The sequence below is a fragment of the Phreatobacter sp. AB_2022a genome (genome assembly GCF_026847585.1).
Taxonomy (GTDB): domain Bacteria; phylum Pseudomonadota; class Alphaproteobacteria; order Rhizobiales; family Phreatobacteraceae; genus Phreatobacter.
Map to the genome: position 1 here is coordinate 70,311 of NZ_JAPSET010000031.1, position 13,258 is coordinate 83,568.

Sequence of the window (13,258 nt, forward strand, 5' to 3'; positions counted from 1 at the left end):
GGTCTGAAAGCGGCAGGCGGCTTCGCACATGTCGGGTGCGGCGCGCAAGGCGCAAGGGCTGCCGGTCCCGTATCAACCCGGATGCCGCGACGGTGCGATGACGCAATGGCGTGTCAGCCGGCCCAGGTCATGGCGGCCATCAGGCGCCCGGGCAGGAAGGTGAAGAGACCCGCGACCGCCCAGCCCGCCGTGACCATCATCATGATCCGGCGGTGGCGGACGATCTCGCCGCGACGCCGCGCGGCCACGGCGCCGACGAGGCCGGCGAGGGTGATCACCGAGAGGATGTGGATCGGGCTGAACGGGCCGACGAGCCGGATCTGGTGAATGCCGAAGGAGGACAGCGCCACCACCGCCATCAGGACCACCCAGGTCCAGCCGACCGCGCGGTGGAACAGTCCGCGCTTCACCCGCAGGAACTGGACGAGGGTGAGCGGGATCAGGGCAAGTGCCGCCGTGGCATGGAGCTGGATCATCAGGGGAGCGGCAAGGAAGGGAGCGAGGGTCACGGCGGCACCTGTGGTGCGAGGGGGAATGTGAAGTAAATAAACTTTACATTCCGAATTGTCAATCGCCCCTGCCCGCTCCGCGGCGCAGCCCGCCTCCGGCCGAGTGCGCAGGCCACCGCGGCCGCACCGGACTGCCGGGCGGCTTGCGGCGCGCATGGCATGACTGATCATGGCGGACGCTAGCCGCGCCGGGCTGCCGCCCATTCCGGCCGCAGGAGCGACATCAGCACCTGGTCGACGCGGCTGCCATCGGCCCGCTTCACCGCCTCGCGCAGCAGCCCCTCCTCGGCGAAGCCGAGCGAACGATAGACATGGCGCGCCCTGGCATTGTCGGTGCAGACCTCGAGCAGGAAGCGGTGGCAGGCGGTTTCGGTGAACACCCAGTCGACGACGGCCGTCAGGAACGGCCGGCCAAAGCCCTGGCCGGCCGCAGCGGCGACGATGCGCTGCAGGCCGATATTGTCGGAACGGTTGTTGAGATCGCGCAGGATGGCAAAACCGCCCGGCGGGCCGCCATCGGCGGAGCCGACCAGATAGGCGAAATCCGCCGAGGCCATCGCGGCCTCATGCCGTTCGGCCGGCCATTGGCCGACCATGCCGGCGAAAGCCGGCTGGCGCTCGCTCGCCATGATGAAGGCGAGATCGGCTGGGGTGGCCCGACGGAGGGAAACCTGCATGGCCGGGCCCCCTCCCCGAAGCCGGGATCAGCGTCCGCCGCTCAGAACGGGATCTCGTCGTCGTCCATGCGGCCACCGCCGCCGGCCGGCGCCGCCGGCCGCCGCGGGGCTTCCGCCCGGCCCATGCCGGACCGGTTGTCGAGCGCGCCGGACGAGCCGAAGCTGTCGTCGCCATAGTCGCTGCCGCCGCCACCGCCGCCACCGCCGCGGCCATCGAGCAGCACCATCTCGCCCCGGAAGCGCTGCAGCACCACCTCGGTCGTATATTTCTCGACGCCCGACTGGTCCTGCCATTTGCGCGTCTGCAGCTGGCCCTCGACATAGACCTTGGAGCCCTTGCGCAGGTATTGCTCGGCGACCTTCACCAGGTTCTCGTTATAGATCACCACGGCGTGCCATTCGGTGCGCTCGCGCCGCTCGCCCGAGCCCTTGTCGCGCCAGCTCTCGGTGGTCGCCAGGCGCAGGCTGCAGACCTGCTCGCCGTTGTTCATCCGCCGGACTTCCGGATCCTTGCCCAGATTGCCGACCAGGATGACCTTGTTGACGCTGCCTGCCATCTCGCTCTCCCTCTCCCCGCAGCCTCTGCCCGGGGCGCTTTCAGCCTGAACCTGCCGGAGCCATCCCATGTTCGGCCGGCGCCGTCACGGCACGGCCGCCGGATTGGCCGATCTATCCCCAGTTTCCCGCCCTGGCGCCGCAGGAGGCCGGAATTGGCCGCCTCGCGACCGCCCCTGCCGCGCCACGGCCGCGGAGCCGACCGGCCCGGCCGGTTGTCTGCACCGGCGCGGCGGAGACCATGCCACGGCCTCGTGTTCATTATTTGTTCTTGTGCGACTTGGCAAGCCCCGCTAAGGTCCAGCCGCTCTCCCGCCCCGAATCGTCGGACGCAACCTGTGCACATCAGCCATCACCTGTGCCGGCGCCTCTGGCGGCGGGCGTTCACGGTTTCTACCTTGGGGCTTTGGTTTTCCGCCTTGATCTCCACCGGGGCGCTCGCGCGCGAACGCGCCGGCATGTGCCTCTCCCGGGATGAGACCACGTCGTGATCGCGTTCAACGGACCCGTTCTATGACCGACCTTTTCGACAAGTTCCGCGACGACGTCCGGCGCCCCGACCAGCGGGTGATTTCCGTGCGCGGCGCGCGCGAGCACAATCTGAAGGGCGTCGACCTGACCATCCCGCGCGACGCCCTGGTGGTGTTCACGGGCCTGTCCGGCTCGGGCAAGTCCTCGCTGGCCTTCGACACGATCTATGCCGAAGGCCAGCGCCGCTATGTCGAAAGCCTGTCGGCCTATGCCCGCCAGTTCCTGGAAATGATGCAGAAGCCGGACGTCGACCAGATCGACGGCCTGTCGCCGGCCATTTCCATCGAGCAGAAGACGACGTCGAAGAACCCGCGTTCGACGGTCGGCACGGTCACCGAGATCTACGACTATATGCGCCTTCTGTGGGCGCGCGTCGGCGTGCCCTATTCGCCTGCCACCGGCCTGCCGATCGAAAGCCAGACGGTGAGCCAGATGGTCGACAAGACCCTGGCCCTGCCCGAGGGTTCGCGCCTCTACCTGCTGGCGCCGGCTGTCCGCGGCCGCAAGGGCGAGTACCGCAAGGAACTCGCCGAATACCAGAAGAAGGGCTTCCAGCGCGTCAAGGTCGACGGCACCTTCTACGAGATCCCCGACGTGCCGGCCCTCGACAAGAAGCTGAAGCACGACATCGACGTGGTGGTCGACCGCATCGTAGTCAGGCCGGACATGGCGACGCGCCTCGCCGACAGCTTCGAAATGGCGCTGAAGCTCGCCGACGGCATCGCCATCATCGAATTTGCCGAGGGCAAGGACGCCAAGGGGGAGCCGCTGCGGGTGATCTTTTCCGAGAAGTTCGCCTGCCCGGTCTCCGGCTTCACCATCCCGGAGATCGAGCCGCGGCTGTTCTCGTTCAACAATCCCTTCGGCGCCTGCCCGGCCTGCGACGGCCTCGGCGTCGAGCAGACGATCGATGCCGACCTCGTCATTCCCGACAAGGACCAGACCTTGCGCAAGGGCGCCATCGCGCCCTGGGCGAAGTCGAGCTCGCCCTTCTACACCCAGACGCTCGACGCCCTCGCCAAGCATTACGGCTTCTCGCTGACCGCGCCCTGGCGCTCGCTGCCGGAAAAGGCCCGCGACGCGATCCTGTTCGGCACCGGCGAGGAGACCGTCACCTTCCGCTACGACGACGGCCTGCGCTCCTACGAGACCACCAAGACCTTCGAGGGCGTCGTCCGCAATCTCGAGCGCCGGCTGAAGGAGACCGAAAGCGAATGGGCGCGGGAGGAGATCTCCCGCTACGTCTCGGCCGTGCCTTGCAAGACCTGCGCCGGCTTCCGGCTGAAGCCCGAGGCGCTCGCGGTGAAGATCGCCGCGGCGCATATCGGCGAGATCTCGCAGCTCTCGGTGCGCGCCGCCAACGAATGGTTCTCGGCCCTGCCGCCGAAGCTCACCGCCCAGCAGAACGAGATCGCGGTGCGCATCCTCAAGGAGATCCGCGACCGCCTGCGCTTCCTGGTCGATGTCGGCCTCGAATATCTCACCCTCGGGCGCAATTCCGGCACGCTGTCGGGCGGCGAAAGCCAGCGCATCCGGCTCGCCTCGCAGATCGGCTCGGGGCTGACCGGCGTGCTCTACGTGCTCGACGAACCGTCGATCGGCCTGCACCAGCGCGACAATGAACGTCTGCTCGGCACGCTGAAGCGGCTGCGCGACCTCGGCAATACGGTCATCGTGGTCGAGCACGACGAGGACGCCATCCTGCAGGCCGACCATGTCGTCGATGTCGGCCCCGGCGCGGGCATCCATGGCGGCCGGATCGTCGCCCAGGGCACGCCCGAGGAGGTGATGCGCGACCCGAAGTCGCTCACCGGCAAATATCTCACCGGCGAGCTGTTCGTGCCGACGCCGAAGCGACGCAAGCCGCAGAAGGGCCGGACGCTCAGAATAGTCAACGCCCACGGCAACAACCTGAAGAACGTCACGGTCGAGATCCCGCTCGGCACCTTCACCTGCATCACCGGCGTCTCCGGCGGCGGCAAGTCGACGCTGCTCATCGATACGCTCTACAAGGCGGTGGCACGCAAGCTGAACGGGGCGAGCGAAGCCCCTGCCCCGCACGACCGGATCGAGGGCGTCGAGCATCTCGACAAGGTCATCGACATCGACCAGTCGCCGATCGGCCGCACGCCGCGCTCCAATCCGGCCACCTATACCGGCGCCTTCACGCCGATCCGGGAATGGTTCGCCGGCCTGCCCGAGGCCAAGGCGCGCGGCTACGAGCCGGGGCGCTTCTCGTTCAACGTCAAGGGCGGACGCTGCGAGGCCTGCCAGGGCGACGGCGTCATCAAGATCGAGATGCACTTCCTGCCCGACGTCTACGTCACCTGCGACGTCTGCAAGGGCAAGCGCTACAACCGCGAAACGCTTGAAGTGGTGTTCAAGGGCAAGTCGATCGCCGACGTGCTCGACATGACCGTCGACGAGGGCGTCGAGTTCTTCAAGGCGGTGCCGCGGGTGCGCGACATCCTGAAGACGCTCTCGGAGGTCGGCCTCGGCTATATCCATGTCGGCCAACAGGCGACGACCCTCTCCGGCGGCGAGGCGCAGCGGGTCAAGCTGTCCAAGGAACTGTCGCGCAAGGCCACGGGCCGGACGCTCTATATCCTCGACGAGCCGACCACCGGCCTGCATTTCCACGATGTCGCGAAACTCCTGGAAGTGCTGCACGAACTGGTCGCCCAGGGCAATTCGGTTGTCGTCATCGAGCACAATCTGGAGGTCATCAAGACCGCCGACTGGGTGATCGACATGGGACCGGAGGGTGGCGACGGCGGTGGCGAGGTCGTGGCGGTCGGCCCACCCGAGACCGTGGCGCGCGAGCCGCGCAGCCATACCGGCCGCTTCCTCACCGAGGTGCTGGCGCGCCGGCCGATGAAGGCCAAGATCGAGGCGGCGGAATAAGCGGGTAGCGAATGGCGAGTAGCGAGTAGGAATTGCACCGCTGGCCGGCGGAGGCCGGGCCGCCCTTGTCTGGAGTTCGCAGAGCTTCATACTCGCCCCTCGCCCCTCGCCCCTCGCCCCTCGCCACTCGCCACTAACCCGTCATGACCGACCTCGAACTGTTCCATCGCTTCGGCGTAGCCATCGCCATCGGCGCGCTGGTGGGCGTGGAACGCCACTGGCGGGAGCGCGACGAGCCGGAAGGCCAGCGCACCGCCGGCCTCAGGACCTTTTCGCTCATCGGCATGCTCGGCGGCGGCGCCGGCCTCCTGGAACAGGCCCTGAAGGCGACGGGCGGCGTGCCCGGCCTGGTCCTGATTGGGCTGTTTCTCGGCTTTGCCGCGACCTTCACCCGCTTCAAGCTGCGCGAAGCCGCTGCCGAGAAGGATTTCAGCGCGACCACGGCGGTCGCCGCCATGCTGACCTATGTCCTCGGCGCCGTCGCCGTGCTCGGCGACATGCGCATCGCCGCGGCCGGCGGCGTGGTGCTGGCGGGCGTGCTGGCGAGCCGCGAGGCGCTGCACGGCTTCATGCGTACGCTGACCTGGCCCGAGCTGCGCTCGGCCATCATGCTCCTCGCCATGACCCTGGTCGTGCTGCCGCTGGTGCCGACCGACCCGGTCGGTCCGTTCGGCGGCCTCTCGCCCGCCCGCATCTGGACGCTCGCCATCCTGCTCGCCTCGATCTCGTTCGCCGGCTATGTCGCGGTGAAGCTGGTCGGCGGCCGCTACGGCGAGCTGCTGGCGGGCGCGGCCGGCGGTCTGCTGTCGTCCACCGCCCTCACCCTGACCAATGCCCGCCGGTCGATGGTCGAGCCGGCTCCCGGCCTGCTCGCGGCGGGTGCGCTCGCCGCAGGCGCCATCTCCTATATCCGCACCGGCCTGCTGGTCATGGCGCTCGCGCCAGGCCTTACCAGCCTGCTCGTGCCGGCGCTAACGGCTGGCGCGCTCGTCATGCTGGCAGCGGCGGGCGCTCTGGCCCGAAATGGCGGCGACGGCGCCGAGGCCGCCAAGAGCGCGCGCAATCCGTTCGAACTCTGGTCGGTCCTGCAAATGGCACTGCTCCTGGCAGTGATCGGGTTCCTGGCGCGCGCCGCGACCGCCTGGTTCGGCAATGCCGGCATCATCGTCGTCTCGGTTCTGGCGGGCCTCGCCGATGTCGATGCCGCAACGCTGACGGTCGCCGGCATGATCGGCAGCGGCCTCGCGGTCGAGACCGCAAGCCTTGCCATCCTGGCTGCGGTCGCCTCCAACACGCTCGCCAAGGTCGGCTACGGCCTGATGCTCGGCAGCCACGCTTTCGCCTGGCGTTTCGCCGCAAGCTCGCTGGCTGCCATGGCGGCGGGTCTCGGCGGCCTTGCGGCGGGCAGCCTCGCCTCCTGAGGCGGGCACTGCATTGGCGCATAGCTGCAGTGCAGCATTTTCTCTTCGCAACTGCGAAAACGCAACTATCTCAGGCGCAGCGAACGTCACGGGAGGGACGCTCGAGCGATCCGCCTGGAGATACCGACATGCTGTACCTGTTCAACGCCCTCGTTACCCGCTTCAAAGCCTGGATGACCTATCAGCGCACCAAGGCCGAGCTGACCCAGCTCGACGACCGCTCGCTGGCCGATATGGGTTTCCAGCGCGGTGAGATCGAGTTCCTCGCCCGCAAGGCGTCGCGCTCGGCCTGAGCATTGCGGGCCGGCCGCGCCGGCCCCTTCCCTTTCGATCCGGCCGGAACGCGGGCTCGCCTCAGGCGAGCCGCGGCGCCGGCCGTGCCCGCCGCGCCGCCCGCCAGAGCAGCCACTGGCGTCGCCATTGCGGCAGTTCCACGCTGTTCTGGAACGGCGCGCGGATGAAACCTGCCATCCGGTCGAGATAGGCCGGACAGAGCTTCGCCGCGAGGAAAGCCGGCGCGACCTCCGCCGAAACGCCGGGTTCCAGCGCCTCCGCCGCCTTGACGTGGCGGCGCGCCAGCGACCGCAGTTCCTCGAGGGCCCGGCCAATACCCTCGGTCATCCGTCCCGCCAGAATGTCCGCACGTGCGGCCCCGGTCCGCTCCATGATGTCGGCCGGCAGGAAGATCTGGCCGCGCGAGGCTTGCAGCGGAAAGGCCCTGATGAGGCCGGTCAGCGCATAGGCGACGCCGGCATGGCCCGCCATGTCCGCCGTGCCGGGATCCCGGCCGTCGGCCAGGACCAGCGCCGCGAGCTGCATCAACGCCGACGAGGTCTCACCGCAATAGCCTTCGAGATCACCGGTCGTCGGCATCGGATCGTCATAGAGATCGAAGACCCGGGCATCGATCAGATCGATGAACGGCTTCACCGGCAGGCGCCGCCGGCGGATCACGTCCGTCAGCGCCGCCGCGACGGAATGGCCGGAGACGTCGCCCCGCGCCTCGTCGTTGATCACATCCCGCCACCATTGCAGGCGCACTTCGCCTGGCAGGGGCGCGGAAACGCGCTCGCGCACCGCCGCGACTTCGACGTTGAACGCATAGAGCGCCATCAGGTCGGCTCGGAACGGCGCGGGAGCGAACAGGCCCGCCAGCCAGCGATCCTTGTCCGCCGTCCGCACCAGGTCCTCGCAGGCCCGGAACGCGTCGGTCATCTCATGCGTCATGCCGGCTGTCGCCCGTCTGTCTGCCTGGTCGATTCGTCCGCTTTCGATATCAGCAACCGCCGCTGTTTCGAAGCTGGAACGCGATTGAGAACCGGCATGTTGCGCGTGGCTCCCGAATTGGCGCCGCCTGCCGGCAACGGCGCGTTCCCGCAGCATGGCGCAAATCCGTGCCGAAGCCTCGGACCGGCCGCCGCGCGCCGCGCGAAATCCCCGACATTCCAGGCGGATGGCGCATTGTTCCGAATCGGATTGACAGCCGCACCGTCAATCGACGGCAAGGAGCGCTGCCGCGACGCGGCGGCCTTCCGCCACCATCACATTGTAGGTGCGCGCGGCCGCCCCGGTCGTCATCACGTCGACGCCGATCCCGGCATCGCGCAGAACCCAGCGGGCCGCATCGGCCATCGGCACCGGCAGTTCCCCGGCACCGACCAGCAGCACGTCGATGGCGTCACGCTCGGCGATCACCTTGGCGAAGGCCTCGGGCGTAAGATCGGCCGGCGTCCGGGCCTCCCAGGCATGGATGCCCGAGGGCAGTGCCAGGATGGAGCCCTGGTGGCTCATCTCGGCGAAGCGGAAGCCGCCCCGCCCGTAGGCGTCGACGGCGAAGCGGCCCGGGACGAACCCGTCATGCAGCCGCCGCACCGGCTCGCCGCGCGCCACGTCAGGCCTTGACCTTGTCAGCGGCCGGCGCGGGCGCGGCGCTCGACTGGGCGAAACCGCCGGTCCTGAGACCGAAATAGACCAGGATCGGCGCCGCGATCAGCAGCGACGAATAGGTCGCGATGATCACGCCCACCAGCATCGACGAGGTAAAGCCACGGATCACCTCGCCGCCGAAGAAGAACAGGCCGAGCAGCGCCAGGAAGGTGGTCATATGGGTGATCGTCGTGCGCGCCAGCGTCGAATTGATCGCCTCGTCGAGCAGTTCGTCGATCGGCATCTTCTTGTGCTTGCGCAGCAGCTCGCGGATGCGGTCGTAGATGACGACGGTATTGTTGAGCGAATAGCCGACGATGGTGAGCAGCGAGGCGATCGAGGTGATGTCGAAATCCGCGCGCGTCAGCACGTAGAAGAACACCACCACGGTAATGTCGTGCAGGGTCGCCACCATGGCGCCGAGCGCGAACTGCCACTCGAAGCGGAACCAGAGGTAGATCAGCACGACCAGGATCGCGAGGATCAGGCCGACCACCGACATCTGCACGAGTTCCGCCGAGACCGTCGGGCCGACGACCTCGGTTCGCCGCTCCTCGTAGTCGGACTCCACCGCCTGGCGGACGCGGCGGAGCGCCGCCTGCTGGCCTTCGTCGCCGCCCGGCTGTTCGCCATAGCGCACCAGCACCAGCGCCGGCCCGCCGAATTCCTGAAGCTGCACTTCGCCGATATTGAGCGCGCTCAGACGCGTGCGCAGGTCGACCATGTTGGCCGTGCCGCTCTTGGCCTGCAGTTCGACCAGGGTGCCGCCCTTGAAATCGATGCCGACATGCAGGCCGAACATCAGGAAGCCGGCGATCGTCGCCAGCGTGATCAGCATCGACAGGGCGAATGCGATCGGCCGCAATCGCATGAAACCGAATTTGGTGTCGTCCGGGACGAGTCGCAAAAGGCGCACGGTCAAGATCTCCCTTTCGCGCGGGTCACATCGGGATGCGCACGGGCTTGAACCAGCGCAGCCAGAGGACGACGAGGAACCGCGTGAAGGTGATGGCGGTGAACATGGTGGTGATGATGCCGAGACCGAGCGTCAGGGCGAAGCCCTTCACCGGTCCGGTGCCGAGATAGAACAGGATCACCGCGGTCAGGAACTGGGTGATGTTGGCGTCCATGATGGTGCCGATGGCCTTGGTGAAGCCGGTGTCAATGGCGGCCATGACCGAACGGCCGTGCCGCGCCTCCTCCCGGATGCGCTCGAAGATCAGCACGTTGCTGTCGACCGCCATGCCCACGGTGAGCACGACGCCGGCAATGCCCGGCAAGGTCAGCGTCGCTCCGACCAGGCTGAGCAGCCCGAACATCATGGTGACGTTGACCACCACGGCAATGTTGGCGAACAGGCCGAACAGGCCGTAGGTCATGAACATGAAGATCACGACGAAGATCGAGCCGATGATGGCGGCCCGTGTGCCCGCGGTCACCGAATCCGCGCCGAGCGAGGCGCCGACGGTCCGCTCCTCGACCACGGTGAGCGGCGCCGGCAGCGCGCCGGCGCGCAGGAGCAACGCCAGGTTGGCAGCGCTGTCGGCCGTGAACCGGCCGGAAATCTGGCCGGAACCGCCAAGGATCGGCTCGCGGATGACCGGTGCGGAGATCACCTTGTTGTCGAGAACGATGGCGAAGGGTCGGTTGACGTTCTCCTGCGTCACCTGCGCGAACTTGCGGCCGCCGCTGGAATTGAAGCGGAAATTGACCACCCACTCGGCCTGCTGGGCGTTGAAGGCCGCCTGGGCGTCGACGAGATCCTCGCCCGTCACGATGACCCGGCGCTGGATCAGGTAGGGCACCTGCTGGACGACCCGGCCGTTGTCCTTGACCTCCTCGTAGAGCACGATCGAGTCAGCCGGCGCCCGGCCGGCCAGGGCCTGCTCGACCGGCATGGACTGGTCGACGAGGCGGAATTCGAGCTTGGCGGTGGTGCCGATGATGTTCTTGAGGCGCTGCGGGTCCTTTTCGCCCGGCACCTGGACCAGAATGCGGTCCGCGCCCTGGCGCTGGATCACTGGTTCGGTGGTGCCGAGTTGGTCGACGCGCCGGCGAATGATCTCGATCGACTGGCTGACCGCCCGGGTCAGGCGGTCCCTGAGGCCGGCCTCGGTGGCATTGACGGTGAACACGTCGCCCTGGCGGCTGACCTCGAAATCATATTGTCCCGAGGTCGAGAACACGCCGCCGAGCGGCTGCGGGATCTTGCGCAGCTCGGTATTGGCAAGCTCTGCGTTCTGGCCCTCGCGCAGGCGGACCACCACGCCATTGCCCTGGAACGTCGCGCTCTGCACCTGGACGCGGGCGTCGCGCAGCACGCGGCGCACATCCTCGCGCAGCGCCTCCAGGCGCTCGCGGCGCACGGCATCGGCATCCACCTGCAGAATCAGGTGAACGCCGCCCTGCAGGTCGAGGCCGAGCGTCATATGCGTGCGCAGCGCCTTCGGCAGTTGGTCGACCCAGGACTGCGGCATGATATTGGGCGCCGCGAGAAGCATGGTGACGAAGGCCGTCACCAGGATGAGGGTCGCTTTCCAGCGCACGATGTTGAGCATCGACTGTCGTTCCTAGGCCGCGTGCGGCGCGCAGCTCACGCGGGCGCGCGCCGATGCATTGTTATTTCTCTTCCGCCGGCTCGCCCTTCGAGCGGACCTCCGCGACGAATTGCCTCGCCGCCCGGATCCGCACGTTGTCGGCGATCTCGATCTCCAGCGTCGAGTCGTCGATCACCTTGGTGATCCGCCCGATGACGCCGCCGGACAGGGTCACCTGGTCGCCGCGCCGGAGGTTCTTCAGCATTTCCTGCTGCGCCTTCACCCTCTTCTGCTGCGGCCGAAGGATCAGGAAATACATGATCACGAAGATCAGCACAAAGGGGAGCAGCGTCTGCAGAAGATCGCCGGTTGAACCCGATCCGGTCTGCGCGAAGGCCGGGGTGATGAACATGGACTGTCCTTTTGATGGGAATCCTGCCGCATCAGCGCGGCAGGTCTGGAAATTCGCGCGGACTATAGCCGCCAAACCGTCGATTGCAACGGCGCTCGCGGCCTGAACGAGCCATGTGGGTTGCGCGCGGCGCTCTTTCCAGTCCGGTAATTGATCGAACCGCCCGGCTGGTGCAATGGACACGGGACTTTGACTGGAGTTCGACCCGTGTCCGACGATCTCGTCCGCGCTCTTCTGCCCGCCACCGAGGCCCTCTCGCGCATCGCCGCGGCGCTCGAGCGGCTCGCCCCGCCGAGCCTGACCGCCCCGGATTTCGCGGCGGCCGACGCCTTCGTCTGGAATCCGGCCGGGCTCCGGCTCGAACCGGTCCAGCGGGTCAACCGCGTGGACATGGTGCTGCTGCAGGGCATCGACCGCTCGCGCGACACGCTGATCGAGAATACCAGCCGCTTCGCCGAGGGCCTGCCGGCCAACAATGCCCTGCTCTGGGGCGCCCGCGGCATGGGCAAGTCCTCGCTGGTCAAGGCCGCCCATGCCAGCGTCAATGCCGGGCTGGTCGCCCGCGGCGGCGAGGCGATCGTCAAGCTCGTCGAGATCCACCGCGAGGATATCGAGACCCTGCCGGCCTTGATGGCCCTGGTGCGCAACTCGACCTACCGGTTCATCGTCTTCTGCGACGACCTGTCCTTCGACAACAACGACACCTCGTACAAGTCGCTGAAGGCGGTGCTGGAAGGCGGCATCGAGGGCCGGCCGGACAATGTGATCTTCTACGCCACGTCCAACCGCCGCCACCTCCTGCCGCGCGACATGATGGAGAACGAGCGCTCGACCTCGATCAATCCGGGCGAGGCAGTCGAGGAAAAAGTGTCGCTGTCCGACCGGTTCGGCCTGTGGCTCGGCTTCCACAAGTGCAGCCAGGACGAATATCTCGCCATGGTCTTCGCCTATGTCGCCCATTTCGGCCTGAACCAGGATGCCGAGATCACCCGCGCCGAGGCGCTGGAATGGTCGACCACCCGCGGCTCGCGCTCCGGCCGCGTCGCCTGGCAGTACATCCAGGATCTCGCCGGCCGCCTGAAGGTGCGGATCGACGGGTAGGGGCGAATAGCGAGTGGCGAGTGGGGATGCGGCCCGCTCGCCGCCGCCCTGCTCGCTACGCGCCATTCGCCATCTGCCAAAATGAAATGGGGCGGCACTGCCGTGCCGCCCCGAAAACGACCAGCCCCTTTGGAGGTCGCATGGAGAAGGGCTGATCGACTACTCGTCCCGGCGGCCAGGCCGCCGAATGTTCGATTGAGCTCCGAGGCCTCGTGTCCGCAGCCGATTTCGGCGCCACGACGGGAAGACCGGACACTCCCTATTCACTGCTCGCCACCCGCCCCTCTCAGTTCGACCCGAGATAGGTCATCGGATCGACCGGCGTGGCGCCGCGGCGGATCTCGAAATGCAGCTGCGGCGAATTGACGTTGCCGGTCTGGCCCGCCGAGGCGATCGTCTGGCCGCGCCGCACCTGTTCACCGCGCCTCACCCGGATATCCGAATTGTGGGCGTAGGCGGTGACGAAGCCGTTGGAATGGCGGACCAGGACGAGATTGCCGTAGCCACGCAACTCGCTGCCGGCATAGGCGACCACGCCGTCCTCGGCCGCCTTGATCGGCGTGCCCTCCGGCACCGACAGGCGGATGCCGTCGCTCGTGCCGGGACGGAAATTGGCAATCACCCGTCCGCGCACCGGCCAGCGGAACTGCGGATCGGCCGAAGCCGTCGATGCCGGAGCGGCGGC

13 protein-coding genes are annotated in these 13,258 nt (G+C 67.7%); 4 read left to right on the forward strand and 9 right to left on the reverse strand.

The window, feature by feature from the left end; genetic code table 11:
- Positions 1–113: 113 nt before the first annotated feature.
- From OZ671_RS21145 to ssb, 3 genes are all read right to left on the reverse strand, one after another.
- Positions 114–509 (reverse strand): DUF2306 domain-containing protein, encoded by a 396-nt coding sequence (locus OZ671_RS21145; protein WP_268862553.1) that lies wholly within the window; start codon positions 507–509, stop codon positions 114–116.
- 179 nt (positions 510–688) lie between these two features.
- Positions 689–1,186, reverse strand: a complete 498-nt coding sequence (locus OZ671_RS21150; protein WP_268862554.1) for a GNAT family N-acetyltransferase — start codon at positions 1,184–1,186, stop codon at positions 689–691.
- Positions 1,187–1,227: 41 nt separating this feature from the next.
- A complete protein-coding gene (ssb, locus tag OZ671_RS21155) occupies positions 1,228–1,743 on the reverse strand; it encodes a single-stranded DNA-binding protein (protein ID WP_268862555.1) in 516 nt (171 codons plus the stop codon).
- Between the two features lie 511 nt (positions 1,744–2,254).
- Between ssb and uvrA the strand changes: the two genes are divergently transcribed.
- The 3 genes from uvrA to OZ671_RS21170 all read left to right on the forward strand — a co-directional run bounded on the left by uvrA (position 2,255) and on the right by OZ671_RS21170 (position 6,890).
- Positions 2,255–5,176 (forward strand): excinuclease ABC subunit UvrA, encoded by a 2,922-nt coding sequence (uvrA, locus tag OZ671_RS21160; protein WP_268862556.1) that lies wholly within the window; start codon positions 2,255–2,257, stop codon positions 5,174–5,176.
- Between the two features lie 143 nt (positions 5,177–5,319).
- Positions 5,320–6,597 carry an MgtC/SapB family protein gene (locus OZ671_RS21165; protein ID WP_268862557.1) on the forward strand — a complete coding sequence of 426 codons (1,278 nt, stop codon included), beginning with the start codon at positions 5,320–5,322 and terminating at the stop codon, positions 6,595–6,597.
- Between the two features lie 128 nt (positions 6,598–6,725).
- Positions 6,726–6,890, forward strand: coding sequence for a DUF1127 domain-containing protein (locus OZ671_RS21170; RefSeq protein ID WP_103168553.1), 165 nt, complete (start codon positions 6,726–6,728; stop codon positions 6,888–6,890).
- Between the two features lie 61 nt (positions 6,891–6,951).
- Here OZ671_RS21170 and OZ671_RS21175 read toward each other — a convergent pair whose 3' ends face one another.
- The 5 genes from OZ671_RS21175 to yajC all read right to left on the reverse strand — a co-directional run bounded on the left by OZ671_RS21175 (position 6,952) and on the right by yajC (position 11,472).
- Positions 6,952–7,812, reverse strand: a complete 861-nt coding sequence (locus tag OZ671_RS21175; RefSeq protein ID WP_268862558.1) for a phytoene/squalene synthase family protein — start codon at positions 7,810–7,812, stop codon at positions 6,952–6,954.
- A gap of 276 nt (positions 7,813–8,088) precedes the next feature.
- Positions 8,089–8,487: an Mth938-like domain-containing protein gene (locus tag OZ671_RS21180; RefSeq protein WP_268862559.1), complete on the reverse strand. Its 399-nt coding sequence runs from the start codon at positions 8,485–8,487 to the stop codon at positions 8,089–8,091.
- Position 8,488: 1 nt separating this feature from the next.
- Positions 8,489–9,439: a protein translocase subunit SecF gene (secF, locus tag OZ671_RS21185; RefSeq protein WP_268862560.1), complete on the reverse strand. Its 951-nt coding sequence runs from the start codon at positions 9,437–9,439 to the stop codon at positions 8,489–8,491.
- A gap of 25 nt (positions 9,440–9,464) precedes the next feature.
- Positions 9,465–11,081, reverse strand: coding sequence for a protein translocase subunit SecD (gene secD, locus OZ671_RS21190; protein ID WP_038312100.1), 1,617 nt, complete (start codon positions 11,079–11,081; stop codon positions 9,465–9,467).
- A gap of 61 nt (positions 11,082–11,142) precedes the next feature.
- Complete coding sequence (yajC, locus tag OZ671_RS21195) at positions 11,143–11,472, reverse strand: preprotein translocase subunit YajC (protein WP_038312098.1); 330 nt, start codon at positions 11,470–11,472, stop codon at positions 11,143–11,145.
- A 207-nt stretch (positions 11,473–11,679) separates the two neighbouring features.
- Here yajC and OZ671_RS21200 point away from each other — a divergent pair, with 207 nt between their 5' ends.
- Positions 11,680–12,573, forward strand: a complete 894-nt coding sequence (locus tag OZ671_RS21200) for an ATP-binding protein (protein WP_268862561.1) — start codon at positions 11,680–11,682, stop codon at positions 12,571–12,573.
- Between the two features lie 286 nt (positions 12,574–12,859).
- On the opposite strand, the gene OZ671_RS21205 is transcribed toward OZ671_RS21200, so the two are convergent.
- Positions 12,860–13,258 (reverse strand): murein hydrolase activator EnvC family protein (locus tag OZ671_RS21205; protein ID WP_268862562.1); only part of this gene is annotated, 399 nt, incomplete at its 5' end.

Excerpts from the sequence above, each read along its gene's own strand:
- OZ671_RS21170 (WP_103168553.1), top strand. The coding sequence starts at position 6,726 with ATGCTGTACCTGTTCAACGCCCTCGTTACCCGCTTCAAAGCCTGGATG.
- ssb (WP_268862555.1), bottom strand. The coding sequence starts at position 1,743 with ATGGCAGGCAGCGTCAACAAGGTCATCCTGGTCGGCAATCTGGGCAAG.
- yajC (WP_038312098.1), bottom strand. The coding sequence starts at position 11,472 with ATGTTCATCACCCCGGCCTTCGCGCAGACCGGATCGGGTTCAACCGGC.
- OZ671_RS21175 (WP_268862558.1), bottom strand. The coding sequence starts at position 7,812 with ATGACCGACGCGTTCCGGGCCTGCGAGGACCTGGTGCGGACGGCGGAC.
- OZ671_RS21150 (WP_268862554.1), bottom strand. The coding sequence starts at position 1,186 with ATGCAGGTTTCCCTCCGTCGGGCCACCCCAGCCGATCTCGCCTTCATC.
- secD (WP_038312100.1), bottom strand. The coding sequence starts at position 11,081 with ATGCTCAACATCGTGCGCTGGAAAGCGACCCTCATCCTGGTGACGGCC.
- uvrA (WP_268862556.1), top strand. The coding sequence starts at position 2,255 with ATGACCGACCTTTTCGACAAGTTCCGCGACGACGTCCGGCGCCCCGAC.
- OZ671_RS21165 (WP_268862557.1), top strand. The coding sequence starts at position 5,320 with ATGACCGACCTCGAACTGTTCCATCGCTTCGGCGTAGCCATCGCCATC.